Source organism: Robiginitalea insularis (assembly GCF_052497835.1).
Genome location: NZ_CP199296.1, coordinates 1,446,861 through 1,472,402, shown reverse-complemented (window position 1 = coordinate 1,472,402; position 25,542 = coordinate 1,446,861). Strand labels below are relative to the sequence as shown.

At 42.7% G+C, this 25,542-nt stretch carries 27 protein-coding genes; 24 read left to right on the top strand and 3 right to left on the bottom strand.

Annotated features, from left to right (window positions below):
- Nucleotides 1–31: 31 nt before the first annotated feature.
- Nucleotides 32–1,888, bottom strand: coding sequence for a TPR end-of-group domain-containing protein (locus ACT6NV_RS06715; protein WP_445386487.1), 1,857 nt, complete (start codon nt 1,886–1,888; stop codon nt 32–34).
- A 232-nt stretch (nt 1,889–2,120) separates the two neighbouring features.
- On the opposite strand from ACT6NV_RS06715, the gene ACT6NV_RS06710 reads away from it, so the two are divergent.
- A complete protein-coding gene (locus ACT6NV_RS06710; RefSeq protein WP_445386486.1) occupies nt 2,121–3,239 on the top strand; it encodes a helix-turn-helix domain-containing protein in 1,119 nt (372 codons plus the stop codon).
- A 101-nt stretch (nt 3,240–3,340) separates the two neighbouring features.
- Nucleotides 3,341–4,492 (top strand): DUF418 domain-containing protein, encoded by a 1,152-nt coding sequence (locus ACT6NV_RS06705; RefSeq protein ID WP_445386485.1) that lies wholly within the window; start codon nt 3,341–3,343, stop codon nt 4,490–4,492.
- Nucleotides 4,493–4,604: 112 nt separating this feature from the next.
- Here the strand turns inward: ACT6NV_RS06705 and ACT6NV_RS06700 are convergent, their stop codons facing one another.
- The gene (locus tag ACT6NV_RS06700) at nt 4,605–5,366 is read right to left on the bottom strand and encodes a hypothetical protein (protein ID WP_445386484.1); all 762 of its coding nucleotides are present in this window, start codon (nt 5,364–5,366) and stop codon (nt 4,605–4,607) included.
- Nucleotides 5,367–5,647: 281 nt separating this feature from the next.
- Between ACT6NV_RS06700 and ACT6NV_RS06695 the strand changes: the two genes are divergently transcribed.
- The 16 genes from ACT6NV_RS06695 to ACT6NV_RS06620 all read left to right on the top strand — a co-directional run bounded on the left by ACT6NV_RS06695 (nt 5,648) and on the right by ACT6NV_RS06620 (nt 19,137).
- Nucleotides 5,648–6,373, top strand: coding sequence for a DUF6090 family protein (locus tag ACT6NV_RS06695; RefSeq protein ID WP_445386483.1), 726 nt, complete (start codon nt 5,648–5,650; stop codon nt 6,371–6,373).
- Nucleotides 6,374–6,423: 50 nt separating this feature from the next.
- Nucleotides 6,424–7,338 carry a diacylglycerol/lipid kinase family protein gene (locus tag ACT6NV_RS06690; protein WP_445386482.1) on the top strand — a complete coding sequence of 305 codons (915 nt, stop codon included), beginning with the start codon at nt 6,424–6,426 and terminating at the stop codon, nt 7,336–7,338.
- An 87-nt stretch (nt 7,339–7,425) separates the two neighbouring features.
- Nucleotides 7,426–8,154 (top strand): DUF6090 family protein, encoded by a 729-nt coding sequence (locus tag ACT6NV_RS06685; protein WP_445386481.1) that lies wholly within the window; start codon nt 7,426–7,428, stop codon nt 8,152–8,154.
- Entirely contained in the window at nt 8,151–8,942 is a 792-nt protein-coding gene (locus ACT6NV_RS06680; RefSeq protein WP_445386480.1) for a DUF6090 family protein, read from the top strand. The genes ACT6NV_RS06685 and ACT6NV_RS06680 overlap by 4 nt, the downstream gene beginning before the upstream one ends.
- A 99-nt stretch (nt 8,943–9,041) precedes the next feature.
- Nucleotides 9,042–9,761, top strand: a complete 720-nt coding sequence (locus tag ACT6NV_RS06675; RefSeq protein WP_445386479.1) for a DUF6090 family protein — start codon at nt 9,042–9,044, stop codon at nt 9,759–9,761.
- A gap of 78 nt (nt 9,762–9,839) precedes the next feature.
- Nucleotides 9,840–10,580, top strand: coding sequence for a DUF6090 family protein (locus tag ACT6NV_RS06670; protein ID WP_445386478.1), 741 nt, complete (start codon nt 9,840–9,842; stop codon nt 10,578–10,580).
- An 85-nt stretch (nt 10,581–10,665) separates the two neighbouring features.
- Nucleotides 10,666–11,436 (top strand): DUF6090 family protein, encoded by a 771-nt coding sequence (locus tag ACT6NV_RS06665; protein WP_445386477.1) that lies wholly within the window; start codon nt 10,666–10,668, stop codon nt 11,434–11,436.
- Nucleotides 11,437–11,564: 128 nt separating this feature from the next.
- Complete coding sequence (locus ACT6NV_RS06660; protein WP_445386476.1) at nt 11,565–11,750, top strand: hypothetical protein; 186 nt, start codon at nt 11,565–11,567, stop codon at nt 11,748–11,750.
- A gap of 67 nt (nt 11,751–11,817) precedes the next feature.
- Nucleotides 11,818–12,570, top strand: a complete 753-nt coding sequence (locus tag ACT6NV_RS06655) for a DUF6090 family protein (RefSeq protein WP_445386475.1) — start codon at nt 11,818–11,820, stop codon at nt 12,568–12,570.
- A gap of 234 nt (nt 12,571–12,804) precedes the next feature.
- Nucleotides 12,805–13,941 carry an amidohydrolase gene (locus ACT6NV_RS06650; RefSeq protein WP_445386474.1) on the top strand — a complete coding sequence of 379 codons (1,137 nt, stop codon included), beginning with the start codon at nt 12,805–12,807 and terminating at the stop codon, nt 13,939–13,941.
- Nucleotides 13,942–13,955: 14 nt separating this feature from the next.
- A complete protein-coding gene (locus ACT6NV_RS06645; protein WP_445386473.1) occupies nt 13,956–15,131 on the top strand; it encodes a cystathionine gamma-synthase family protein in 1,176 nt (391 codons plus the stop codon).
- A gap of 136 nt (nt 15,132–15,267) precedes the next feature.
- A complete protein-coding gene (locus tag ACT6NV_RS06640) occupies nt 15,268–16,077 on the top strand; it encodes a DUF6090 family protein (protein WP_445386472.1) in 810 nt (269 codons plus the stop codon).
- Entirely contained in the window at nt 16,077–16,799 is a 723-nt protein-coding gene (locus tag ACT6NV_RS06635) for a DUF6090 family protein (RefSeq protein ID WP_445386471.1), read from the top strand. The genes ACT6NV_RS06640 and ACT6NV_RS06635 overlap by 1 nt, the downstream gene beginning before the upstream one ends.
- A 14-nt stretch (nt 16,800–16,813) precedes the next feature.
- Nucleotides 16,814–17,572 carry a DUF6090 family protein gene (locus ACT6NV_RS06630; RefSeq protein ID WP_445386470.1) on the top strand — a complete coding sequence of 253 codons (759 nt, stop codon included), beginning with the start codon at nt 16,814–16,816 and terminating at the stop codon, nt 17,570–17,572.
- Nucleotides 17,569–18,327 (top strand): DUF6090 family protein, encoded by a 759-nt coding sequence (locus tag ACT6NV_RS06625; protein WP_445386469.1) that lies wholly within the window; start codon nt 17,569–17,571, stop codon nt 18,325–18,327. The genes ACT6NV_RS06630 and ACT6NV_RS06625 overlap by 4 nt, the downstream gene beginning before the upstream one ends.
- Before the next feature lie 90 nt (nt 18,328–18,417).
- Nucleotides 18,418–19,137, top strand: a complete 720-nt coding sequence (locus ACT6NV_RS06620; protein ID WP_445386468.1) for a DUF6090 family protein — start codon at nt 18,418–18,420, stop codon at nt 19,135–19,137.
- Nucleotides 19,138–19,161: 24 nt separating this feature from the next.
- Here ACT6NV_RS06620 and ACT6NV_RS06615 read toward each other — a convergent pair whose 3' ends face one another.
- Nucleotides 19,162–20,244, bottom strand: coding sequence for a peptidoglycan DD-metalloendopeptidase family protein (locus ACT6NV_RS06615; protein WP_445386467.1), 1,083 nt, complete (start codon nt 20,242–20,244; stop codon nt 19,162–19,164).
- Nucleotides 20,245–20,416: 172 nt separating this feature from the next.
- On the opposite strand from ACT6NV_RS06615, the gene ACT6NV_RS06610 reads away from it, so the two are divergent.
- The 6 genes from ACT6NV_RS06610 (at nt 20,417) to ACT6NV_RS06585 (ending at nt 25,476) form a co-directional block, all read left to right on the top strand.
- Nucleotides 20,417–21,154 carry a hypothetical protein gene (locus ACT6NV_RS06610; protein WP_445386466.1) on the top strand — a complete coding sequence of 246 codons (738 nt, stop codon included), beginning with the start codon at nt 20,417–20,419 and terminating at the stop codon, nt 21,152–21,154.
- Nucleotides 21,155–21,172: 18 nt separating this feature from the next.
- Nucleotides 21,173–21,919: a DUF6090 family protein gene (locus tag ACT6NV_RS06605; RefSeq protein ID WP_445386465.1), complete on the top strand. Its 747-nt coding sequence runs from the start codon at nt 21,173–21,175 to the stop codon at nt 21,917–21,919.
- Nucleotides 21,919–22,653: a DUF6090 family protein gene (locus ACT6NV_RS06600; protein WP_445386464.1), complete on the top strand. Its 735-nt coding sequence runs from the start codon at nt 21,919–21,921 to the stop codon at nt 22,651–22,653. The genes ACT6NV_RS06605 and ACT6NV_RS06600 overlap by 1 nt, the downstream gene beginning before the upstream one ends.
- A 219-nt stretch (nt 22,654–22,872) precedes the next feature.
- A complete protein-coding gene (locus ACT6NV_RS06595) occupies nt 22,873–23,613 on the top strand; it encodes a DUF6090 family protein (protein ID WP_445386463.1) in 741 nt (246 codons plus the stop codon).
- An 8-nt stretch (nt 23,614–23,621) separates the two neighbouring features.
- Complete coding sequence (locus ACT6NV_RS06590) at nt 23,622–24,737, top strand: DUF6090 family protein (RefSeq protein WP_445386462.1); 1,116 nt, start codon at nt 23,622–23,624, stop codon at nt 24,735–24,737.
- The gene (locus tag ACT6NV_RS06585) at nt 24,730–25,476 is read left to right on the top strand and encodes a DUF6090 family protein (protein ID WP_445386461.1); all 747 of its coding nucleotides are present in this window, start codon (nt 24,730–24,732) and stop codon (nt 25,474–25,476) included. Before ACT6NV_RS06590 ends, ACT6NV_RS06585 begins: the two co-directional genes overlap by 8 nt.
- The last annotated feature ends 66 nt before the right edge of the window (nt 25,477–25,542 follow it).

Sequence of the window (25,542 nt, the reverse complement as noted above, 5' to 3'; positions counted from 1 at the left end):
ATTCGTATTACTGAAGAAATAACCCGGGAAACTAGTTTATCTTTCTTGCCTCTCCTTCCGGAACCCCCAATGGCGGCACAGGATACTCTACCCCCTTATACATGGCAAGGTAGCGGGGGTTGTTGCGGATAGGGGCCAGCAAGGGTTCGGCCCGCAGCCAGATCATTTCGATCTCGTGTCGATCATAGGAGCGCTGCAGCCAATCCAGGCAGGTATTGTAATCCCCGACATGGGCGTAGTAAAGGGCAAGGTTCCAGGCCGGGGAGCCGGATTTCTGGGCTTCGTATTTTTGTTGTAGTTCGGTTAGGGCTGTCTGGAGTTGTTGTTCGTCAGAAGCGTCGTGGGCATAAGCGGCAGTCAGGAACCAGACAATAGGGGATTCGTCTTTAAAGTCTTCTCTCAGATGCTCCAGGGATTTACGGGATTCCGGGTAAGCCCCCAGGTAATAATACCATTTGGCAGACTCCATCAGGTAGGTAGGGTCGTCCCAGAGCAAATCTGCGTATTCCTCGAGTTTATCTTTTGCCTCCCCATAGCGGCCCAGGTAATAAAGCGTCATGGCCCGATAGCCCACCGTGCGTCCAAAAGGGATGTCCCCCCGGTCTGTAAAATATTTGGTAATCCTTTTATTGGTCTCAAGGGCCTCCTCATAGCGGCCGGTTTGTACCTCAAACAAGGTCTTCAGGGATTCGTCTTCCACTTCTGTTTTGTACGCTTGCTCAACCCCCATAAAGTTCCAGTCATACAAATAAGAATACCATAACAGGTTGCCCTCCACAAAGACTTTAAGGTATTCTGTTTTGCCCGAGGCCCTTTCTATAACCTGCTGATAGGCTTTTTTTGCGTTCTGCCAGGCTTCCTGCTCCGGGTAAATCCCAAAATACAGGCCGCTGTTCATCCAAACCGACCCAAGGTTGATCCAGGCCTCCACAAAACCCGGATCCTGCTCTACCGCGGTCTGTAAGTTGGCTATTGCCTGCCTGATCCCATCTGCCGAAGCTTTGTTGGCCTGGTGGACCCCTTTTAAATAATAGGTATAGGCCTCCATATTATCCGTGGACATATAATCCAGGTAGGTTTGCTCCTCCGCATCCAGGTTGTCGGTAAGCCTCCTGAGCACATTCTCAGCAACTTTAGCCTGTATACTAAAAAGGTCATTGGTGTTCCAGTTACCCGTGAAATCATCGGACCATACATAGTCATTGGCCTGCCCGTTCAGCAATTGTACCCGAACCCGTATCTGGTCGCCCGAGATCTGTACACTTCCATCCAAAACATATTGTACCCCCAGGGTATCGCAAAGGGAGCGGAGGCTGATATCCATTGTCTTAAATTTCAGCATATCCACAAAGGGGATCACTTTTTCCACTGCATCTATACGTTCCAGCTTGGTGGAGATCTCATCCGCCATCCCATCGCTCACATATTCCAGGGAAGGGTCCCCGCTCCAGTTCTTAAAGGGGAGGACGGCAATGGAGGCCGAAGTGGGTTCCGCGAGGGCTACTTCCCCGGAAGTATCAGGATTATGATTAGTTGATCGCCTGAATTGGTTGTAGAGCAAGAGGATAACTGCAACAGACAAGAATGTAATCAACACCCAGTTGAGCCGTCTGTTTTTGATGCGGGACATTTCATGGCCATCGTCCAGATCATCAGTTTTTCGGATCCCTTCCGGGGTTACATCATACACCCAGGAAAAAACCAGCATAACAAAAAACCCAAGAGCCAGCAGGATGATCAGTGCTTTGAGCACCACCGGGGGCGCATCAAAAGCGGGCAACACGGCCGAGGCTACTTCAATAAGCACCCATGCCACGGCCCCGTAGGCAATAGCTGCCTTGATAACCTTCCGCCTTTTGAGCTCCTCAAAATAATTTTTAAAGTCCATCCTATAGCCAAGATACTAAAATCCGCTTCGCAATCATACCCTGCCGTTTGCCAATCTGGTAATTGGATGTCGTTTTAAGGCAAAACCTCATCAACCCCCTGAGGACTCGCCACAAAACTACCTGAGGATTTTAGGGCTGAACCGCTTAAAAAATATTCATGATCTTTACATTCCAATCAAATTTGTATTTGATGAGGGCTGCTGGTATTTTTAAGATGTGACTTCCCATTTCATGGAGCTAATTGTAAACACCCTAATTTGGGCCGTTATCCTGCAGGGGGTACTGCTGGGGTCCCTTTTTATTTTTTCCCGGAAACGAAGCAGCCCAGCCAATAACCTGCTTGGGGTTTTTATGTTCGCTTTTGTGGTGGAGGCATTTACCAATGTGCCTTTGAAGGACCTTGGCGGATACTCCACAAACGGCTACTTCACCCTGCCCGAGGCAAAACTGCTGCTACCGGTTCTCTTTTTACACTATGTGCTGGAGAAACTGGGGCAATCCACCCGCTACCATCGCTTTCTGAAGGTCCATTATCTGCTTGCATTTGGTTTTCTCTGTATTACGCCTTTCAGTGTGCTTCTTTTTCTTTTTAAAGGCAAAAACCTTCATGAGGCATTTGATTTCCATAGCATTGAGCTTGTTTTTATGATCATGCAGTACTATGCCTTCTTTCTGACTATTGCGTCTATTACAATCTCCATACGTGAAATCGGGAAATACAAAGCCCTGGTCAAAAACAACTATTCCGATTTGGATATGTTGCAAATACGCTGGCTCTGGCATTTTGTACTGGGTATCATTCCTGTTGTGCTGCTCTGGGGGCTGGAATTGACCCGGATTGCCGCGGGCGGTAAAGGGCCATCTGTATTTGCCTCCCTTACCTGGATTTTCATAATTGCCTTTATTTACTACATCAGCTTCAAGGCATATCAGCAAAAGAATCTGCTGGAATATATCGCGGGACCAACCGGGGCAAACAAAACAGATTCAATCGCTGAACCATCAGTACCCCATCCTGATACGGAACTGGAAAAGGAACTGACTTCCTATGTAGCCTCCAGTAAGATTTTCCTGCGTCAGGACCTCACTTTGTACGACCTGGCCAGGGCCATGGATGTTTCGCCCCGTCTGGTCTCCAGGTGTATCAACCAAAACATCGGGAATAATTTTGCCGAATGGATAAACAACTTCAGGGTAGAGGCTGCCCTATCCATGTTAAAGGATCCCGCCTTCAACCACCTCTCAGTGGAGGGTATTGGGATGGAGTCCGGATTCAAGTCGCGTTCTGCCATGTATGCAGCCTTCAAAAAACACACTGGGAGCAGCCCGGGAAATTTTCGGCATGAGTAATGTCCTGAATCCTGTTTTCAGGACATCAAAACCGCTTCCTTACTGTAGCAGCCTTTGTATCATTACGTCATTGTTTAAAAGAATCTTTAAACCATACGATTATGAAACTACAACCTATATCTAAAGGGGCCCGAATAGAAGCTGTGGATGCCCTGAGGGGATTCGCATTGCTGGGGGTATTGTTGGCCAACATCCCGGTTGCCGGGCCGGATACCATAACAGGACACTGGGATGAGCTATTGACCTTTTTATCCCATTTCCTGATCTCCCAGAAATTCATTACAGCCTTTTCAATTCTATTTGGTTTCGGCTTTTATATACAACTCTCCCGGGCGGAAGAAAAAAAGATCAACTTCAGGAGTTATTTCCTGGTCCGCATGGGGTTGCTCTTCCTAATCGGGCTGATCCACTCCTATGGCATCTGGAACGGGGATATCATTATGACCTATGCCCTGGGAGGTGTATTCCTGTTGTTGGTTCGCCATTGGTCCGTAAAGAAATTGTTTATCCTCGCCATTGTTTTCAATGTACTGCTAACCGGTATCTTTTTTATAGGAAACGACGCCCTGGGATGGCGCATCTACGACTACGACTACGCCCTGGATGCGGAGTACCCCATTACCCCCTCCTTCCTCAGGTACCTGAGCATTAATTACACCATGAACCCCTGGAGCAATTTCCTGAAAGACATCCCTATTACTTTCGTCTTTACCTTCGGCAATATGCTGGTGGGGCTACTGCTGGGCAAGCTGGATTTCTTCCGGCTTTCCAAAAAAGCCCGCAAACTATCATTCTATTTTATCATTCTTGGTGGGACTATCGGATTACTGGCCAGCTATTTCTACCACAAAATAATGGTTGGGGAAATTGAACTGGACCTTCCTCTGCTTTGGGTGCCCTTCGTACTTGCCGGCGGCATGGTCCTGCACAGCCTGTTTTATATCAGCCTGTTTATCCGCTCCTACCAACACCCCAAAATCAAAAAGGTCTTGCGGTTTTTTAAACCCGTGGGGAGGACTGCCCTGAGCAACTACATCCTGCAATCGGTTTTTTACGTGACTTTGTTTTACCACTGTACCCCCTTCCTCCAATTATTCGGGAAAGTGACCCGGGGGCAAACCTTCCTGATAGCCCTGTTGCTGTTTGTTTTTCAAACAGGCTTGAGTTATCTATGGTTAAAAAGGCATTCCCAGGGGCCGCTGGAGTATATCTGGAAAAAAATAAGTTATGGACTGGCAAAACCCCGGGCCTGACACAATTGTCTCAAAAACGGGTTCTAATAATAGGTTGCGTTTGCAGTATACCGGTTCACCTAAACACGAAAACCCGCTTTTTGGCGGGTTTTCTTTAGAATATTAAAGGCACTTAGTTGCCCATAAAAGACATCTCAGGCACCAGTTTGTGGGTCTCTATCGCATTTCCATAAATTTCAATGGCATTGGAAAAGGCTGCCCTGTCTGTATCGCGGGCATCATATCCATATTTTTCGTTATAGGCATCCTGGTAATTAAAATCTTCTGATTTCCATTCCCCCATGGCCTTCATAGGGTCATCAAAAAAGGTAATGATCCTGAATTCCATAGACTGCCCCCCCGAGCTCAATTTGAAAACTGCCATTTGGCGGGTACTGTGCTCCTTCATAATCGACATCCTCCGGTTCATAGCCCGTCTGAAGTCAGCCCCATGCCCATCTTTAATGACCAGGGATTGTACGTCCATGTACTTGCTAGGAGTGGCTGTAGTAGGGTCCCAATTAACACTCCAGCCCTTTATCCGCCACCAAACTTTGGCGCCGCTGGGTTCTTCCGCGTATTGCGAAACGTTTTTACCCCAATACTCCAATTCCTGGGGGTTCTCACTATACAGTTGGGCGAGGGTTTTGTTAACGTATACCCGCTCAAATTTCCCCTGGTCCGAGCCGGTCATGATCTGGTAGGTTACCATGGCTGTCTCCGGCGTGTTGTTGAACATCTTGGTTTTCTTGGCTGCGGCTTTTTTAAAGTTTTCTGCCTGTCCGGGTTTGGCCTTCCAGCGCATGGTCCGGTAATACTCCCAATTGGGATTTGTTTGTCCGAAAGCGGACCCGAATACCAGCACTGATACCAGTGCACATAAAATTCGTTTCATAATTATTGGTTTTAGGTTGTTGTTCCTTAAAAGGTACTCAATATTTAACCATTCGAAGGCTTTATTTTATTTATTTTCAGTGGATTACGTTTATTACAGCAATAAAGAACCTTGTATTAAGTATTCTCTTTATTGAGCGTAGTCTAAACCCTTCAATGAAGCGTCCTGCCCTTACCCAAACCATCATCCGGAGTTTCTAGAGGAAAGCAGCCTTCAAGGCCTTTGCCAGGACTGTATGACTTTATGTTCTATATTTAAGGGTAGTTTACCAACCAAACCCCATGCTTCGCTTCTTCCGCCAACTCCGACACCGTCTGCTAACCGACAATAAATTCAATAAATACCTGCTGTATGCGGTTGGGGAGATAATATTAGTGGTTATCGGGATTTTGATTGCTTTGAGTATTAATAATTGGAATGAGTACCGCAAGGAAAGGATTGTTGAGAAAGAAATCTTGCAAAATATGGCCGAAAGCCTGGAGGCTACCATTCAGAAAATGCAGGTCCATATAGATGCGAATGAATATTGTGAAAGAGCTAGTGATATTGTAATCAATACCATAGAAAACAAACTGCCCTATAACGATTCGCTTAACAAGCACTTCGGTTGGTCCCTGGCTGTGGAAGACCCCGGCAGCATGATCTCTTTTGTCGGGTATGAGTCCTTAAAACAGGCAGGGGTTGAGATTATCCTTAACAAGGAGCTGAGGAAGGAAATTATCTATCTTTTTGAGGAGACGGTTCAATTGCCCCTGGCCAGAAAGGCCAGAATCATGGAATTCAACATGGAATTGGTCAGGTTACGCCAGAAATACTTTCTCAGGGAGAATGGTTTCGATTTTGCACCATTTGATTCTGAACTTTTAATGGAGGATGAGATTTACTATAGTTGGTTACGCACTATTAAGAATTCCAGGAATTGGTATAACCAATCAATTGAGGATAGCCTTGAAGAAGTTAAAAGAGTTCTTCAAATCATACAGGGTGAATTGAAAAAACCTGCTTGAGGGCAGCTATCTGATAAATTGAGATCCGGTTCCACAATTCTCCGTCCGCAATGAAGATTGTCTTTATAGTCAACAACAGGAAAAACCGCATGGCCTATCTCAGGAGGGTGGAACTGTATTGCCAAAAAGTGAGCCCGGGCAGCGCGCAATTTTTGTTAACACTGCGCAAAAAACACGCTATCCAACTTGCCAAACAGGCTGCTGAAAACAACTGCGATTACCTCATTGCCGTTGGGGGCGACGGCACCCTGCACGAGGTTATCAATGGGGTTTTTCAAAGCAACCTGCCCTCAAATTTATATCCAACCCTGGGGCTGCTACCCTGTGGCTCAGGGAATGATTTTGCGAGGACAGCCCGGATCACAAATTCCATTGAAGACCTTATGGGAATGATTAAATCTAAAAGCATCCAAAAAACAGACCTCGGAAAAATAATCCTACATCAGACCCGGGAAACCCGCTACTTTATCAATATAGCGGGGGTTGGGCTTGGGGCCGAAGTGGTGCAATCCATGGCACAATCCAAAAGTGTCTTCGGACCGGCCTTCAATTATTTCTGGCATATCCTGAAAGGGTTTTTTCAATACAATAAAAAGGAAGTCCTGTGCAATGGCAGCGACTGGGAATGGAAGGGCAGGCTATTACAGATGGCCATAGCCAATGGCCGTTATTTTGGCAATGCCCTCTGTATTGCTCCAGACGCGAACCTTTCAGACGGGCAGTTACAGCTGGCCATTTTCGGGGATTTAAGTATTTGGGACTATCTGAAAAATCTGGGAAGGCTAAAAAAAGGAGTAAAAATAACCCATCAGCAGGTGCATTACCAAAATGCCAGGGAGATATCGTTGCATAGCAATGAGCCCTGCAGTATCGAGGCGGATGGGGAGTACGTGGGCCAACTGCCGGCTACCATTCGGGTGTTGCCAAGGGCCATCTCCTTTTTATCTCCTTCCGGGCTTTCATAGCCCAAAATCTATCCTTGGGGATTTTCAGCAGACCCTTTTTGATTTAATTATTTCCGTACCTTGGGAGGAGCAACAACCAACCAAACCATGTTCCGCTTCTTCCGACAGCTCCGTCAGAAATTCCTTGCTGAAAACCGATTCAGCAGGTACTTCCTGTATGCTGTTGGGGAGATTTTGCTTGTCGTGATTGGGATTTTGATTGCGCTTCAGGTCAACAATTGGAATGAAGGGAGGAAAGACAGGGTTCTGGAAAAGGAAGTCTTATTTGCACTCAAGCAGACTCTGGAAAACGATGTTACTATTCTAGAAGATAGAGTGAATTATTTTAATGGCGCTTTGGAGTCCGGTGAAATAATAATGGAAGTGCTTGAATCGAAGCTGCCTTATAATGATTCTTTGGGGGTTCACTTTTCACGCGCGGTAAACGGTTATGGAGGAGCCGACGTGATTTCCACGGTAGGGTATGAAGCCCTGAAAAGTAGCGGTTTTAGCCTAATTTTAAATAAGGTATTAAAAAACGATATTCTTCAATTATTCGAAACTACCTATCGTATATTGATTTCTGTCGATAATACATTTGTTGGATTTAATCCGTACTATAAAGAGGTTGTGGGGGGGTTATTTTATCAGAACAGGAAATATTCCCTGAAACCATTTGATTACAATTCATTGTTCGAGTCAGTCCGGTTATACTCCGTCCTTAAGGATTACCATTTTAATTGTGATTGGATGAAAGAAGAAACTGTCCATGCATTGTCTGAAACCCAAAGAGTACTACAACTCATCAATGAAGAACTGAACCAAATCGACCAATGATCCCCTTTCTCCGTCAACTCCGCCACCGATTGCTTACCGACAACAAGGTGAGCAAATACCTGCTGTATGCCATTGGGGAAGTGGTACTGGTTGTTGTCGGGATATTGATAGCCCTGCAAATTAATAACTGGAATGAAGCGAAAATCAATCGTGCCGAAATAGAGTTAAATCTCGCAAACCTTGCGGATGCCATAAAAAAGGATGATGAACTCCTGGTTGAGATCGAAATCAATAATGAATTCCGGTATGAATCATTGCAACAGTTGCTAAAACTCATCCAAATTGATACCGCTGATGCAAATGCTGGCCCGGGAAAACTGAAAAGTCAGCGGATCTGGAATAGTGCCATCCCCGATACATTTAACCTGGACTTTTTCCAGGCAACCTTTACATGGATAAACAGGCCTCGCTCAATGATAATACATGATTATGCCATGGAGGAATTTAAGAGCACCGGTTCCTATTCCCAGCTTAAGAACCAAAAATTGAAAAACCTGCTGAGCGATTATTACAGTGCTCTTGAATGGCACTTTGGGAGTGATGGGGAATTGGTTAATTCAAGTCTTGATGATTTAAATGATTACATCAGGGACACCTATAATTTTCTTATGAGCGACATTCCAGGTTTAGCGAACCCGGTTGCTTTTATAAAGAATGATCCCGCCCTGGTTGTCCGGCTGAGGAAGGTCAGGAATAATGCCAGTTGGCGAAGGACAGGAGCCATCAAAGGCAGGAGTATGGCTGAAAATGTTCTCAGGGAAATTGAGGCAGAAATTAGCACGAACTAATGCCGGGGTCAATAATGATCTTTATAGTATGAATCAAATAACCAGGAAACTTGAGCTGTATCTGAAGCAGGGTATCATAAGCCATTAGCGTTAAAGAGCATGTTAAAATTATTCCGACGATTTCGCAAACGCCTCCTGACCAATAACAAGTTCAGCAAATACCTCTTGTACGCCGTTGGGGAGGTTATCCTTGTGGTCCTTGGGATTTTGGTTGCCCTGCAGGTCAACAATTGGAATGAGGACAGGAAAGAGAGACGGTTTGAACAAAAAATGCTTTGGGAGCTCCATACTTCAATTCAAAACAACATCCAATACCTGGACAGGGCAATCGATGAAAACAAAAAAGCAAGGCAATCGTCACAACTTATCTTAAGTTATTTAGAGTCTTCCCAAACGTATCATGATTCTTTGGATTTTCATTTTTCCAAAGCCCTGTTCTGGTTTCACCCCTCCCTGACAAACGACGCCTATGAGAGTTTAAAATCCTATGGTTTGCATTTAATTTCAAATGATTCAATTCGCAAAAAACTGGGAGATATTTATGAATGGACTTTTCTTGAAAGGTTTTCCGATCGTCAGGAAGAATACTTCAACGGTACCGTTGCGCCTTTGCTGGTTAACTGGTTTGATTCCTATAAGTTTTCCGGCTCCATGAAGCCCCTGGATTATGAGCAGCTCAGAGAGTCACCCGCGTATAAGCACATCTTAAGAACCATGATTTCCAACCGGACAGAACAAATTAACCTGCATGAGCTTGGCAGGCAGAGTCGCTTAACCCTTACAAGGATGATAGAAGAAGAATTAGACAGTATGGAGTAAATGATAGAAGTCCATTTAGAAAGGCTTAGTTTATATAAATGGCCTATTTTGTAATTTGAAGAATCAACTACCAAGTATATGCTCCGTTTTTTCCGGCGAATCCGTCAACGCCTTTTAACTGATAACAAGGTCAGCAAATACCTGCTGTATGCGGCTGGGGAAGTTCTGCTGGTGGTTGTTGGAATTTTAATCGCTTTGCAGATCGACAATTGGAACCAGGATAAAAAAGAGAGGCAGCTTGAGCGTGACTTGCTGACAGAAATCAGAAACAACTTAAAAGGCGACCTGGCTAAGGTTGAGGCAAGCATAGATTTACAAAATGAAATACTGCGATGCCAGAATGCATTTATTGAGTGGATCGATGGGAAAGAAAATTACAATGACAGTGTCCCCTATTTTTCCAATAGCCTTTCCTATTTTATAAGCCGGTCATTATTAAGATCCAGGTTTCTCGCCAATCAGGGAACTTATGAAACCTTAAAGCAGGTTGGGGTGAAGATCATCCAAAATGATTCGCTCAGGATTCAATTAACGCATTTATACGAGGTAGCATACCCAAGATATTATATTGAGCTTGAGGAGTATAAAAAGGCGGCAGATGAATGTCTCCTGATATTTGAAGATCATTTGGAAGAGATGAATTGGTTTGAACCTTTGAAAATATTTGATGCTGATAAACTCAGATCGGACCGAAAAATACGCTTCAGGATAAAAACATTGCATAATCTTGCATACCTGCTTCCTAACAGGCACGCTGTTGGAGCTCAACGAGATATAGAAACTACGCTTAGGTTGATAGAAGATGAATTTAAAGAGTAAATGAAGACAACTATCGAACCCATTTTCTTATATCAGACATCGACATTAATATCAAGCTCGTGTGATTAATTAAGCTAATCTTTCCATGCTCAGCTTCTTCCGACAAATCCGACAACGCCTGCTTCCTGATAACAAAGTGAGCAAATACCTGCTGTATGCCATTGGCGAAATCCTGCTGGTGATGATAGGAATTCTGCTGGCCTTACAGGTTAACAATTGGAACGAAGAGCGTATTGAGCGAAAAAAGGAGCGCTTTTACCTCAACGCCCTCAAGGAGGAATTTGAGAATAACAAACAGGAGGTAGAACGGGTAAAGGCCCTTAATTCCCAAAACCTGGAACACGCCCTGGCACTGTCGGCACGTATGGGGAAAAATGCAACCATTCCAGAAAAAACCTTTGATTCCCTCATTATAGGAGCGGTAGGTTCAGAAGTACAGTACCGGCCAGCGGAAGGGGTAATGCGTGAATTGATCCAATCCGGGAACCTGGGGATCCTCTCCAACAATCTACTTCGCAAAAAATTGTCCTCCTGGGACGGGTTGATAACCCGGGTGCGCTTTCAGGAAGAAGAACACGCCCGGCCCCGGGTTGCTCTTTTTGAGTTTGTGGAACAAGCAGGCAATACGCGGAAATCCATTTTGAATGCGTTTGGTGGCTTCGCAGGGCTAGGCCCCAATGACTTTGAGATTTCCTCCAACCATCTGATTAACAACCTAAAGTTTGATAACTATCTGACTGGCTTTATTGCTACTTCCCTTTTCCTGAATAATGGGTACTATTCCCGATTGGAAGATGAGATTAACCAGACCCATACCTTAATCGAGCAGGAATTAAAAAAGGGGGAAGGAAGATAAGGGTCTTTATTGCCATTATCATCAATGCCAGGTCAAAGCGGATTTACGGTCCTTTTATCCTAATGCATTCCGTGCATTTCCTTATATCCCAAAAAATGAGTACTATTAACAAACAAAACCAATCAATTATGAACTACAAAAAATCCCTTCTTTACCTGGCCATTAGCCTGCTTTTATCTCCTGTAGTAGTGTACATTGTTTTAATAGCTGCCGGAGCAGCAGGTGCCTCTTATGAGATGACACACGGCGAAACCTTTATTATCTGGCTTCTTATGGCCATCGTGATCAACCTGTCACTAACCCGGAAGGAATAATTCTATGGGGGAATCCCTGTAAACCATCATTTTTGAAAAATGACGGGGGCAATAAAATCCATAACTAATGCTCCGCTTCTTCCGACAAATCCGCCAAAGGCTGCTAACTGAAAACAAGGTTAGCAGGTACCTGCTTTATGCCATTGGGGAAATCCTGTTAGTAGTGATTGGGATTTTAATTGCGCTATGGGTAAACGACTGGAATGAGGATCGAAAAGGTTCGGCAAAGCGGAATGCCTTGCTGACTGCGCTCGCCGTGGAGTTCAACAACAACCTTATACAGCTGGATAGTGTAATAAGCTATAACGACAGTGTTTTAGAAGCCACAGACACATTTATCCGCCTCAGGCCTGAACAGCTTCCTTCAACACCTAAAGACACCCTTCGAAAATGGCTCAGGAATACTACATGGCTCTGGACCTTCGACCCGCAGAACGGGGCGCTGCGATCGGGCATTTCTTCCGGGGATATCCACCTGATCCAAAGCGATTCGCTCATTAATTTACTTTTCAGCTGGCCGGATGTGGTTGCCGATGCAGGGGAAAACGAAGATCGGCATATAGCACTACGGATGAAATCTAATGAAATTGTTAGCCCTTATATTAGACTTCTGGATATCTACGGAATTTTCTATCCAGAACTCGATAAGGACAATTTACAGTCTGATTACCAAGGCCTGGTTAAAGATTACTTATTTCAGGACTACGCAGTCCAATTATACGGCCACACAGTGGATGCGCAAAACGAACTCAAACTGGTTCGCCGGCAGAACCTCAGCATTCTGGAGTTGATAAGCCAGGAACTAAACCGATCCGAATGATCCGCTTCTTCCGCAAACTCCGCCAACACCTGCTCACTGAAAACAAGTTCAGCAGGTACCTGCTGTATGTGGTTGGAATACTCATTGCTTTGCAGATTGACACCTAGAATGAGAAAAGAGTAACTTCTGTACAATTTCCAGGATTACCTTACAATAAAAACCGTTGTGATCTTGCAATTGAAATAGGCAAACTTTTGGATCAAAAAAATAACAGGGAGCATAAAATTTAATCAAATGACCATCGAAAAAATAACGTTGCTCCGCAAAGAACTCCATAGCTATCCTGAGTTGTCCGGACAGGAGATAGCTACAGCCTGTCGGATTAAGAATTTCATAGAAAAATACCACAACACCAAAATCATTGAAAATATTGGGGGGAATGGGTTAGCCTTTATTTATGAGTTTTCAAACAGCGGCCCCACTATTGTAATTCGCTGCGAATTAGATGCGCTTCCCATCGAAGAAGCAAATGATTTTAAGCACCGATCCCTCAACAAGGGGGTTTCCCATAAATGTGGCCATGATGGTCATATGGCCATTGTGGCCGGACTGGCCGTTTGGTTAAACGAGCAGGATTTCAAAAGAGGAAAAGTGATTCTGCTTTTTCAACCTGCTGAAGAAACAGGTGCCGGTGCCCCTGAAGTTCTAAAGGATGAAAGGTTTCGGAAATTACATCCGGATTATATATTTGCCTTGCATAATATTCCGGGGCAGCCCCTGCACTCTATTATAATCCTAAAGGGTAATTTCTCTTCTACTGTCCAGAGTGTTGCCATCCAACTGAAAGGCAGGGAATCGCATTCTGCCGAGCCTGAACATGGAGTGAATCCGGCATTGTGCATGGCTGAGCTCATACAAAAATTCAACCGGTTAAACATGAATGATCCTGCTGATGAAGATTTCCGGTTATGCGTTCCTGTTTATTCCAGCATGGGTGTGAAGTCTTACGGTATATCTGCAGGGTTTGGCGAGGTACATTACACCTTAAGAACCAGGAGCAGGGAGAAAATGGAAAGGCTGAAGCAGGACCTGGACAACATCCTGCTGGAAGTTTGTCCGAAATACAAATTGCCTTATACAGTAAAATGGTTCGAATATTTTCCCGCCGTAGTAAATGACGGGCTCTGTAACCAGCTTATTACGGAAACAGCAAAAGCCTGCAAGTTTGACTATATTGAGAAAAACGCAGCATTTAAATTCGGGGAAGATTTTGGCTGGTTTTCTGAAAAATACAAGGCGGCCATGTTTGGTCTGGGAGCCGGATTGGCATCCCCGGCCCTGCACCAAGCCGATTATGACTTCCCGGATGAAATCATAGAGACAGGCATAACAATGTTCAAAGGAATAATCAATAGGGTATTAACACATTGATGAAGAATAACAAAATGAGCAATAGGAAACAAGGAACTAATGCCGTATGGGGAGGACAAAACAAATTGTTTTATCAGGGAGCCACCCAGGTTCCTGTCGTAAACAGTGTAACCTTTGGATATGACAACGTGGATGATTGGTTTGATGTGGCCATAGGAAAAAAAGAAGGGCATATCTATAGCAGAAACACCAACCCGACTGTAGCCGTTTTCGAAGAAAAAGTAAGGGTTCTGGAAAATGCCGAAGCAGCGACCAGCTTTTCAACAGGAATGGCCGCCATAAGCAATACCCTGTCCACTTTTCTATCCATGGGAGACAGGGTTGTTTCCATCAAAGACTCCTATGGGGGTGCCAGCATCATATTTTTAGAGTTTCTTCCCAAAAATGGCGTTGAGGTAAGCCTTTGTGATACTACCAATCATGAAGAAATTGAAGCAGAGGTAAAAAAGGGGTGCAAATTGCTTTACCTGGAAACTCCCACCAATCCAACATTGAAAATACTGGATTTAAAAAGGCTCGCTAAATCTGCACACGAAGCAGGGGCATTGGTTGTTGTGGACAATACGTTCGCAACTCCAATCAATCAAAATCCTCTGGCGCTTGGCGCTGATATCGTTTTGCACAGCGCTACAAAATATCTTGGAGGTCATTCCGACGCAATGGGAGGAGTGGTCTGCGGTAAGAAAGCCTTGATACAACAAATATTCCATTACCGCGAAATCAACGGAGCCAGCTTGCATGCAAATACGGCCTACCTTCTGATAAGGGGCATTCAAACCCTGGAATTAAGGGTTTTGCGACAAAATGAAAACGCGCTTAAGCTGGCTGAACATCTGGAAAAACATAAAAATATCGAACAGGTTTTTTACCCGGGCCTGGCATCACATCCCGGGCATAAAATCGCATCCGGACAAATGACAGGATTTGGGGGCGTACTGGCATTTTCCGTAAAAGGAGATTTCGACAAGGTGAAAGTATTCCTGAATGGTTTGGAATTGGCTCATTTGGCTGCAAGCCTTGGTTCGGTAAGCACCCTGATCGGCCCTCCAAAAGTAACAAGCCATGTTGAAGCCACAGAGGAAGAACGAAAACAGTTGGGTATTCCTGAGAACTTAATACGCTGTGCGGTGGGGATAGAAAATATAGAAGATATTATTGCTGATTTCGAGCAGGCGCTTTCAAAAATCTAAGAAAGAGTAAAATCGACGGTTGAAAATATGACCGCTTAATAATGTTATCCCTCCTGGTGCCCGCCACGATTATTTCGGGACACCATCCTATCAAATGATTCTGTATCTTGAGGGAGGATTAATCCAACCTTCGACCATGTTCCGCTTCTTCCGACAAATCCGCCAACGATTGCTAACCGATAACAAAATCAGCAAGTATCTACTGTATGCCGTTGGGGAGGTCCTGCTTGTGGTGATTGGGATACTGATTGCCTTACAGCTAGATAACTGGAATGAGGACCGTCAGGAGGCTGATAAAATTAAAGCACAACTAACGAGCCTGTTGAGAGATCTGAGGGAAGACAGGGGAGGATTGGAGCAACTAATAGACTTCCATTCTTTTAGAGTACATGCAGCCTACTATTTGTTGGATCAATATAATGGAACTGAAAAAATAGTGCCCTATCCCGAAGCAGGACCGCTTCCCAAATTGGATAAGGAAGGATTATTTGGAGGTAAAATTCCAGATTCATACGATAAGGATTTTGTTGTAAGGGCCTTTTCGTGGCTGGTTAGAAGCAACTTTATTAATCCAAATACAGTTGCTATTGACGAGTTTAAAAGCACCGGGTTGTTCGCCCTTTTTGAAAATGACGAAATTAAGAATAGGATTACGCGCTATTATAGAGGTTTTGCATTTGCATTCCCGCCAGCAGAAATAACCGGGGAGGCCAATTCCGTTCTCTTAAAACGTTCGTTGGTATCTAATGGTTATTCTTATCTCGACATTGCTTTGCTTGAAGATCCGGTTCAGGAACTATTATCCATCCCCACTACCGTGGCATTACTTAAGAACATAGTGGATGATTCAACTTTCAGGTCAAACCGCGCTTCCGATGTCCTCGATCAATTAGATCAATTGATCGAAATGATCGAAAAGGAAATCGACAAAAATACCTCAGGTTAATGCTACGTTTTTTCCGACAGATCCGCCAAAGGCTCGTAACTGAAAATAAATTCAGCAAATACTTGCTGTATGCAGTTGGGGAGATATTGTTAGTGGTGATTGGGATACTTATTGCGTTGCAGGTTGATAGTTGGAATGAAGACAGAAAAACAAAACTTTCAGCGGAGGCTTATAGAAGTAAGTTAATTAATGATCTGGTCACTGACACATTGAATATCAATCAATTAATGGCTGAAGGCTCCAAAATGCAGAATGAAATAGAAGCTTACTTTAAAGATTTTGAAACTCAAAATTTATCTTTAGATGAAAGCATAAAAAAATCAGAAAGTGTATATGCCAGATTTTTCAGGTATTTCCCAATCAACTATACATTTGAAGACATGCAGAATACAGGTAAGGCTGTATTGCTATCTGAAGAACAACGGAAAGCTCTAATCGAATTGCATAACGAACAAGAATTCTTAGTAATAATTATTGATAAAACCATTACGGATATTAAAACCTACCAATATGAGCGAGGAAAGTATTTGGATTTCGATCTTTCTGAAAGTGATTTTTTTGATAAAGTGAATTGGGGACAAGATATATCAAGAAAAAAACAAGGATTATTAAGTCAGCACAATGTTTTAACTAATTACCACTCATTGGTTACTCTTTTTAGAGTTCAGAGTACAAGAATCAAATATCTTACGGAGAAATGCATTGATCTGTTAAACAAATAACTCAAGTAATTCCAATGCTCCGCTTCTTCAGACAAATCCGACAATGCCTCATAACTGACAATAAAATCAGCAAGTACCTGCTGTATGCAGTTGGCGAAATTGTGCTTGTAGTAATCGGGATATTGATCGCCCTGCAGATCAACACCTGGAACGAGGAACGAAAATTCCGGCAGCAGCAATACAGCCTGCTCAGGGACCTGGCTGCCGACCTGAAAGCCAATTTGCAGGAACTGGAGGACGGACGGGAGACAAATCGTTTGTTTTTAGATGAATACAGAAGCCTCTCCCGGGCCATCCGGGAAGACCAGCCTCCATCGCCCATTATAGATAGCCTGTGCAGGCACCTTCCCAACTGGCATAGTCCCTTCTTTACCCGCACAGCCTACGAAAGCCTCAAGAATAAAGGGCTTGAGATAGTAGAAAACGACAGCCTGAAAAAGCAGGTCGTTGCTTTGTTTGAAAAAGAATTCGTCTACCTTTCAGAGGACTATGACCGGACCGAATGGGAGTTTGCCAGCAATGGAAAAACAGAATTGCTCAACCAGTATCTTGAGTTTGAACAGGAAGATTACCGCTCAGAAGCAGACCTGATCCGATACAACCTCCGTCCGGTAGATTTTGAGAGTATGAAAGCAGATAAGCGGTTTGTAAATATGTTATCCGAACTGATCCTATACCGGTCGCGGGGGGTTTACCAGTACACCCAAACGATTCGCCTGATTGAAAACATACAGGCTGTCATTGAGGCTGAACTTAAAGCGCTGCGCCCATGATTTCGTTCTTCCGCCAACTTCGTAAAAGCCTTTTAACCAGCAATAAATTCAGGAAATACCTGCTGTATGCCGTTGGGGAAATTTTGCTGGTGGTAATTGGGATTTTGATTGCGTTACAGGTAAATAACTGGAATGAAGACCGCATCCTGAATAGGGAAAGGATCAATATCCTGCAGAATCTCAGAACAGACCTGGCCAATGATATCGCTAACTACAAAACGAATATTTACAGATTGCAGCAGCGGCAGGAAATAGCGGATGACGTATTACAGCTACTGGAGGATATCCCTTCAGAAATAGATTCTGCTGAAACGGCTCGCAAACTGCTTATCCTGGGATATATTGAGGACCATAACCCAAGTTTTGCCACCTACAATGAAATTCAGGGGTCCGGGAAGCTGGGCCTTTTGGAGTCAAATGAATTAAAGACGGCCCTTGCCAATTACAGATCTGCCTTTGAGGATTTCAAAACCATTGGAAACAACTGGAATGAAGACATAAAGGACTACGAAAGAATAATCAGTGGTTTTTTTTCCGGGAATATCCCATTGCAGAACTATGAGTATACAGATAAAACCACCTGGCAAAATGACAATTTGCGATTTAGCTTAGGAGAAATTTCCGCAAATGATGACCTTGTCTCAAGGATCAGGCACATTGCCTATTTTACCAAAATACAAATCGATATTAAGCAGAACGTCCTGTTACCGATTTGTGAAGACCTTATTGCCAAAATCGATGAAGAATTAGAATAATAACCTTTTGCGGCTGTTGCATATAACCTCATAAAAGCAATAAGCCATCCTTAACATGGGTTAGCGTTCATATGGACCAAATAACAAAACATGCTGAACTTTCTTAGAAAAATCAGGCAGAAACTGCTCCGTGAGAACAAATTCAGGAGGTATTTCTTATATGCCCTTGGGGAGATATTGCTGGTGGTTATCGGGATACTGATAGCCTTGCAGGTCAATAACTGGAATGAGTATAGAAAAGATCGTGCAACCGAAGAAAAAATCCTGAATGCAATTCTTGAAGATCTGGCCGTTAACCGCGCCCGCCTGAAAAATGATATTTCCCTGGAAGAGCGCACCATAAGGCAGGCAAGAAGAATAATAAATCACCTGGATGACCGGAAACCCTATGACCCATCCCTTGATGTAGTATTTGCGGAAGCTCTTTACTCCCCGGATATTATCATTTTATCGTCCGGATATGAAGCACTAAAAGACAAAGGGATTGACCTTATCCAAAACGAACCCCTTCAAAAAAAGATCTACGCCTTATTTGATGTGGCCTATGTACACCTAATCGCTGAGACGGTCCGCCTGGAGAATCAATTCTGGCCCTCCTCCGTACTGCCCATGGTCCACAAGCATTTCAGGGAAACAGAGTTCCGCAAACTAACCCCGACGAATTACAACGCCTTAATGGAAGATACCACCTACAAGAATATGGTAATGCACAGGGTGCACTTCAGGCATCTCTCCCGAGACTTAAAAAGCCAGGCGCTCAGGGATACAGAAGAATTAATCGAAATGATAAAATCAGAACTAGGTCAATAAGAAAAAAGGGGCCATAAACCATGGTCACTTATGCATAACCCTGTTGGTCCGGATTGGGGAATAGTTCCGTGCTTCGGATACCCCGTCTATAATAAGGTCATTGAAGTACATCTTGATTCCGGCTGCCCTTTCCATGTCCTTTTCGTCCATTAAATGCATATGCAGATGTGGTTCCGTAGAGTTTCCCGAGTTTCCGACCAGGCCAATGTATTGTCCGGCATGCAACTGTTCATTAACATTTACCTGTATCGACCCTTTTTTTAAATGGGCCAGCAGGAGATATTCCCCGGCCTCCGTTTCTATTATAACCGAGTTCCCCGTTAATTGTTCAGGGTTTCGTGTGCCCGGAATATTGTCCTTAACATCGTTGACCACGGTTACGACTTTCCCGCTGCAGGGAGTAAGGATACGCCTGTTAAAGGCGTAATAATCTGTATTGGCTTCCCCATTGCCCTGAAAAGATTTATGGTTAAAGGGGTGCCTGATGATAAAGTCAAAAGCATTCTTCTGGGCGCGGGAGGTAACATGGTAGTTAAGGTCTTCTGTGTCTCCACCCCAAAGCACGTACCATTCTTCTCCTTTCTCAAAGGGAAGGTTAAGTGCTGTCTGGTTTTTGAACAAAGGCAAATCCTCGTTGAAATTGTTATCGACCAGAATGGTCTTATCCAGCTGAAGGCTGTCGTTCAGTCCAATTCGCAAATCGGCGGTGGCGTATTGGTACTGCACGTAATAAACCGCCAGATATGTTGCGTTTCTCCTTTGGTATTTTTTATCAAAGTACTTAAACCTTATGGAATCAATTTGCCCGTAATCCTTTCTTATGGTCGATAAAAAGGATTCAAGCCTTTCCCTGGGGGTTCGGTTTAACAGGGAGCTCGAAGCCCTGTCGAAAATTGCTTCTATCCTGTTTTCATTAAATAGTGATTTATACTCCTCTACAAAGTTCCTGTAAGCCTCCGGTTCGTTCTCTTGTTGCCAGAGGATCTTTTCCCTGAAGGCCTCCTCGACCAGGTTTTTGGAAGCCAGCTTTTTTATGCCGGTTGGCCTGTCGCAGGCCAGGAAAGTACATATGAAAATAACAAGGATAAAAATGGGTGTCCGAAACATTGCTTTTTATTTTGTTCTCCCGTTCGCTTATCAGGGAATAAGGACCTCAGCATTCCCTATAAAGGGCTGCTCTTATTAAAAGACGACAGAAGTAATCAAATGTTCCCAAACCTAGTCCTCAATACCCAGGCAAACAATTAATTGCGTACTTTGATAAGCATAATAGCAACCAATGCTAAAATTCTTCCGGCAAATCCGTCAAAAACTCTTAGCTGACAATAAATTCAGCAAATACCTGCTTTATGCCGTTGGGGAGATATTGCTGGTGGTGATTGGAATACTGATTGCCCTGCAGGTTGATAACTGGAATGAAGAAATAAAGGAAAACAATGCACTGATCTCCATTCTGGAAAATGAAAAAATATCTATTGCAATTGAAATAGAAAAGGAGGAGGCCCAAATTCAAGAAATTAATGGATGGATAGATACTGTCCTCAATGCCCAAATCATTATTGAAGAAGTTGATGCACCCACCCCTCAACAGCAAAAGGTACTCGAAAGCGCTTTTGAAGTTTTAAATTACCTGGGTCTCAGGACCCGTAAGATTGAAGATTTACAGTCCTTGTCTCAAAGTATTTCCAGATCAAAATTAACCGGTAAAAACGAAGTGGTAAGAACGATAAGCAAATTAATTGATAGGTATGGGTATGGAAAAGATTTACTTGATATTCATCAAGAAAATCTTTTTGGGCATGATAGATCCCTAAATGGGGATGTCCTATGGTTCAATTCTAAAGATGAGGCTGTTTACAACTTTGAATTAATGAAAACCGATTACAAGTTTCAGCACTACTTAACTCGGTCGAGAAGGCATAAGATTACCTCTAGGAATACTGGGCTTAAAATAGTTGAAAACTATAAATTATTAAGCACCCAGATTGAATACTTGCTTAAAGAACTTGAAAAGTAATATACCAAACTTAAATCCATGCTCCGCTTCTTCCGTCACATCCGCCAACGCCTACTGACTGATAACAAAATCAGCAAATACCTGCTGTATGCGGTTGGAGAGATCCTGCTGGTGGTGATCGGGATACTGATTGCCTTGCAAGTCAACTCCTGGAACGAAGCCAAACAAGAGGAACGTTTGGCAAGGGAATACTTGAACTCATTGAAATCAGACTTGATTAAAGACAAAATATTCATAGAAAATAGATATCCGGATATCAGAGAATGGTTTGATGATTGGAAAAAATTCAAATTAAAAACAGAAGATCCAAGCCTGGCCACTGATTCCCTTATTCAACTGGCACAAAACGAATTTAATCCCAGCAGACCTTTCCCCAGAGCTTATAACAAGAATACAATCACCACATTGCTTTCAACAGGTCACATCCGTCTAATTACAAAAGAATTGGCTAATGACATTCTTGATTATTATGCCTTCATGAATAAATCACTAGAGGATCAACAATTAAACGAATCTGTTTATCAGTCGGCGATTATTTCGTTTACGGACAAATATTCCTTTGAATCATTAGAAGTTGCCCAGTCTGGGCCCTTATTAAGAGAATTAATTTGGAAAGATGTTGACCCAAAGGATCTGGCTCCAAAATTATCAAGGTTAATCAAAACAAAAGGTTTTGTATTGGCATCCAGAAATACTGAGTTAGATTCATTGTTAGTCAAAGCAAAAGGTTTAATAACTAAACTTGATAAATATCTGGATAACTAATGCTCCGCTTCTTCCGCCAAATCCGACACCGCCTCCTGACTAATAATAAGTTCAGCAAATACATGCTGTATGCCATTGGAGAGATAGTACTTGTGGTGATTGGAATATTGATCGCCTTGCAGATTAATAACTGGAACGAAAGCAAAAAAGCTGAAAAGTTTGAACATAAACTTTTATCTGAACTAATTGAGACACTTCAAGGTGACTATTCCAAGATCGAGGAGGTCATTCTGTGGAATAAACGGGACCAGGCCTCCTGTAAGATTATATTGGAACATTTGGACAATAATCTGCCCTTACATGATTCCTTGTTAATGCATTTTCGGCGGGCAAATAATTGGTCAAAATTAATGTTGGCCAAAAGTGCCTTTGACAATGCGAAATCGTACGGATTGCATTTTATTAAGGAAGATGAAACAAGAAGGTTGCTGACCACCGTTTATGAATATCAAATCGTATGGAGTGAGACCAACGATGAAAGACAAACCTTATACTATTACAATACGGTAATTCCAGAATTAACCCAACTTTTTGAATTTACCAGCGCTCCTTCTTTATATCACAAAGGTGTAGAACCAAATAATTATGAAGCTTTGAAGACCAATGAAACATATAAGAATATTCTGAAATCAAACATTGAAAACAGACAACAGGAAAACGAATGGCTTGAATTTTTATTCAGAGATATGAAGAAGTTGGAAAATAAGTTGCAAGCAGAAATAGCCCTTAAATGACCTTGTGATGATTATTGATTTCCTGTTTCAATAGGCCTCAATCATTCTTATTCTCTATAAAAATTATCCCCAAAAAACATTATTCAGAACATTGATCCTTTAGAAATAAAGGACTCTTTTAAAAGATAAAAAAGTGATCCATATGCTCGACAACCCCAATAGTTTACTGCAAGTCAATTATTTTCCTATCTTGAAAGGAGCAACCAGCAACGCCAACCAATGCTCCGCTTCTTCCGCCAAATCCGACAACGCCTCCTGACTGACAATAAATTCAGCAAATACCTGCTATATGCCATTGGGGAGATTTTGTTAGTGGTTATCGGGATTCTGATAGCCTTGCAGGTCAATAACTGGAACGAGGACAGAATAGAAATAGAGAAAAGCCATCGCATACTTCGGGAGATCAGGGAAAACATTGAATACAATTCTGATCGGTTTAAAGAAGAAATTGAAGAGGAATACGCCGTAATCAATTCCATTGATATTGTCTTGGACAACCTGAAACAGGCAAAAGGATATCATGATAGCCTTGGATACCACTTTTTAAATGTGGCCTATTTTCCTTCTCCGGTGCGTAAATCGGCAGGGTATGAAAACCTGAAATCACAGGGAGTGGATATAATAAGGTCTGATGCACTTCGCACGGGAATAATCGACTTATATGAAGGGACATATGCGAAGATGAATGATCTTACACAGATTAGTTATGACAACGCTGCTAATTCAATCTGGCCCTTATATACCCGGCTGTTTAAAACGGAAAGTTCCAGGCCCGGGCAGGACTTTAAAACTTTAAGGGTAATCCCGTTTGATTACGATAAATTGATTGGCTCTAATGACTATCAGGGCCTGGCCAGCTGGTGGCGTCACTCCAGGGTGGTTGCCATTGAATTACGGATGGAAGCAATAAAGCAGCATTCACAAATCCTTGACCAAATTAATAAGGTGCTACAAGAATAAAATTATCCATGCTAACACTTCTGCGAAAAATCAGAATATCCTTGATTAAAACTGGCTCTGCCAGGAAGTACCTGCTGTATGCGGTTGGGGAGATTTTGTTGGTGGTGATTGGGATTTTGATAGCGCTTCAGATCGATAACTGGAATGAAGACAGGAAGGATAGAGCAGAAGAGATTCAACTATTGTTAAGCCTCAAAAATGAGTTCGATCGAAATCAATTTGAATTAACATTTGTCAAGCAAAATCATCAGAAAACCTTGGATGCCTGTATAGCATCCCTAAAAAGTTTTGGGCAAAAAGATCTGTCAATTGATAAACCAACGCTTGAGGCCTTTGTTATCGCTTCATATTCCCTGCCCGTATATTATCCAATAAATAGTGCCACAAATTCCATCGTATCATCAGGTAAGCTAGAGTTATTACAAAATGAAGAACTTAAGAGTTTTCTCAATCAATGGGAGTTTTATTGCAGACGATACGGAAATAATATTTTGCTGCAACCAAAAAGTATTACCGACCAGCTATTGGAGAATAGAAGCCTCTTCTTTCCCATTAGAAATTTTGGATATGATGGCGATTGGGTGCGCAAAGGTGACGTTATAGGCCCCACTGAATTAGAACATAACACCAAATTAGCGTTTCGTAATCCGGAATTGGAGAATCTTTTGGAATCCAAGAGAATTGCGATGACTGAATCACTTGGGTTTCTCATTTGGGTAGAAAAAATCCAAAAAGACATCCTTGCGATTCTTACTGAAGAATTGGGAAGCCGTGCTTCGCCACCTACATTAAATTATCCCATCAAAGACTTACGACTCACTGGAGACGCTATCACTATTCCCGATTTTAATTCAATCACGGATGATGTTCCATTGAATTTAATAGATGCTGAATCAGGTATCTGGATGATAGAATTAAGACTGCGTCCGGGGGGGATTGTTTTTAAAAACAGGGAAAGCTGGTATAATCATTGGTTTGTAGACGGTTACCCTGAAGGGAATCTTATTCACAGGCAAATACCTGAAGATTATGAGTCTTTCCCAATGATTGAAGAATCCGGTCTATATCGTATCACGGTAAACATGAATGCATATACTTACAAATGTGAAAAGCTAAATGATTAGATTTTTCAGACATCTTAGACAGCGTCTGCTAACCCAAAATAAGTTCAGCAAATACCTGCTGTATGCGGTTGGGGAGATATTGTTGGTGGTGATTGGTATTTTGATTGCGTTGCAGGTTAATAATTGGAATGAAGAGCGTGTTTCAGAAAAACAAATGACTTCCTTCCTAAAGAGTCTTGAAAATGATTTAAAAACGGACACTACAAAATTCGGCCATGCCATTAGAGATTATGAAAATATTATTGCCATAAAAGAAAACATCAAGCGTTCTGACCTTGAAAATATCCCAATGGATAGCTTAAGATTACTTATTCATATCACTAGTACTAAACATACTCCTGTGCAAACCACGTTTAATAAAATAACGAACTCAGGAATAACTCAAATTACCAAAAATGATAGTCTTTCAGAGAACATTTATGACTATTATACTATTGAACTTGATTATTTTAATACTATCAATGAATTTGAGAATAACGAATCAGCTAAGGATTTTTCGTATTGGGGAAGACAGCAGAATATGGTTGAATTAAATGCTCCAGATATCCCAAATTTTCAAAATGAAGGAGAACAGAGAAAAAATGTATTAAAACTCCTTTCAGAACCCCAAGCGAGGAATATTCTAAAACTAGAATACATGCGTAAAATCAGAATTTTAGATGATTACCGCAACATGAAAACCGAGGCCACCAATCTCCTCAAAGAAATAAACAAAGAATTAAAAAGAAGGATACATTAATATTCTATAGACCGATATGGCATTTCATGGCAACTCAACCTTTCAGAATAAATGAAACGAACTAAA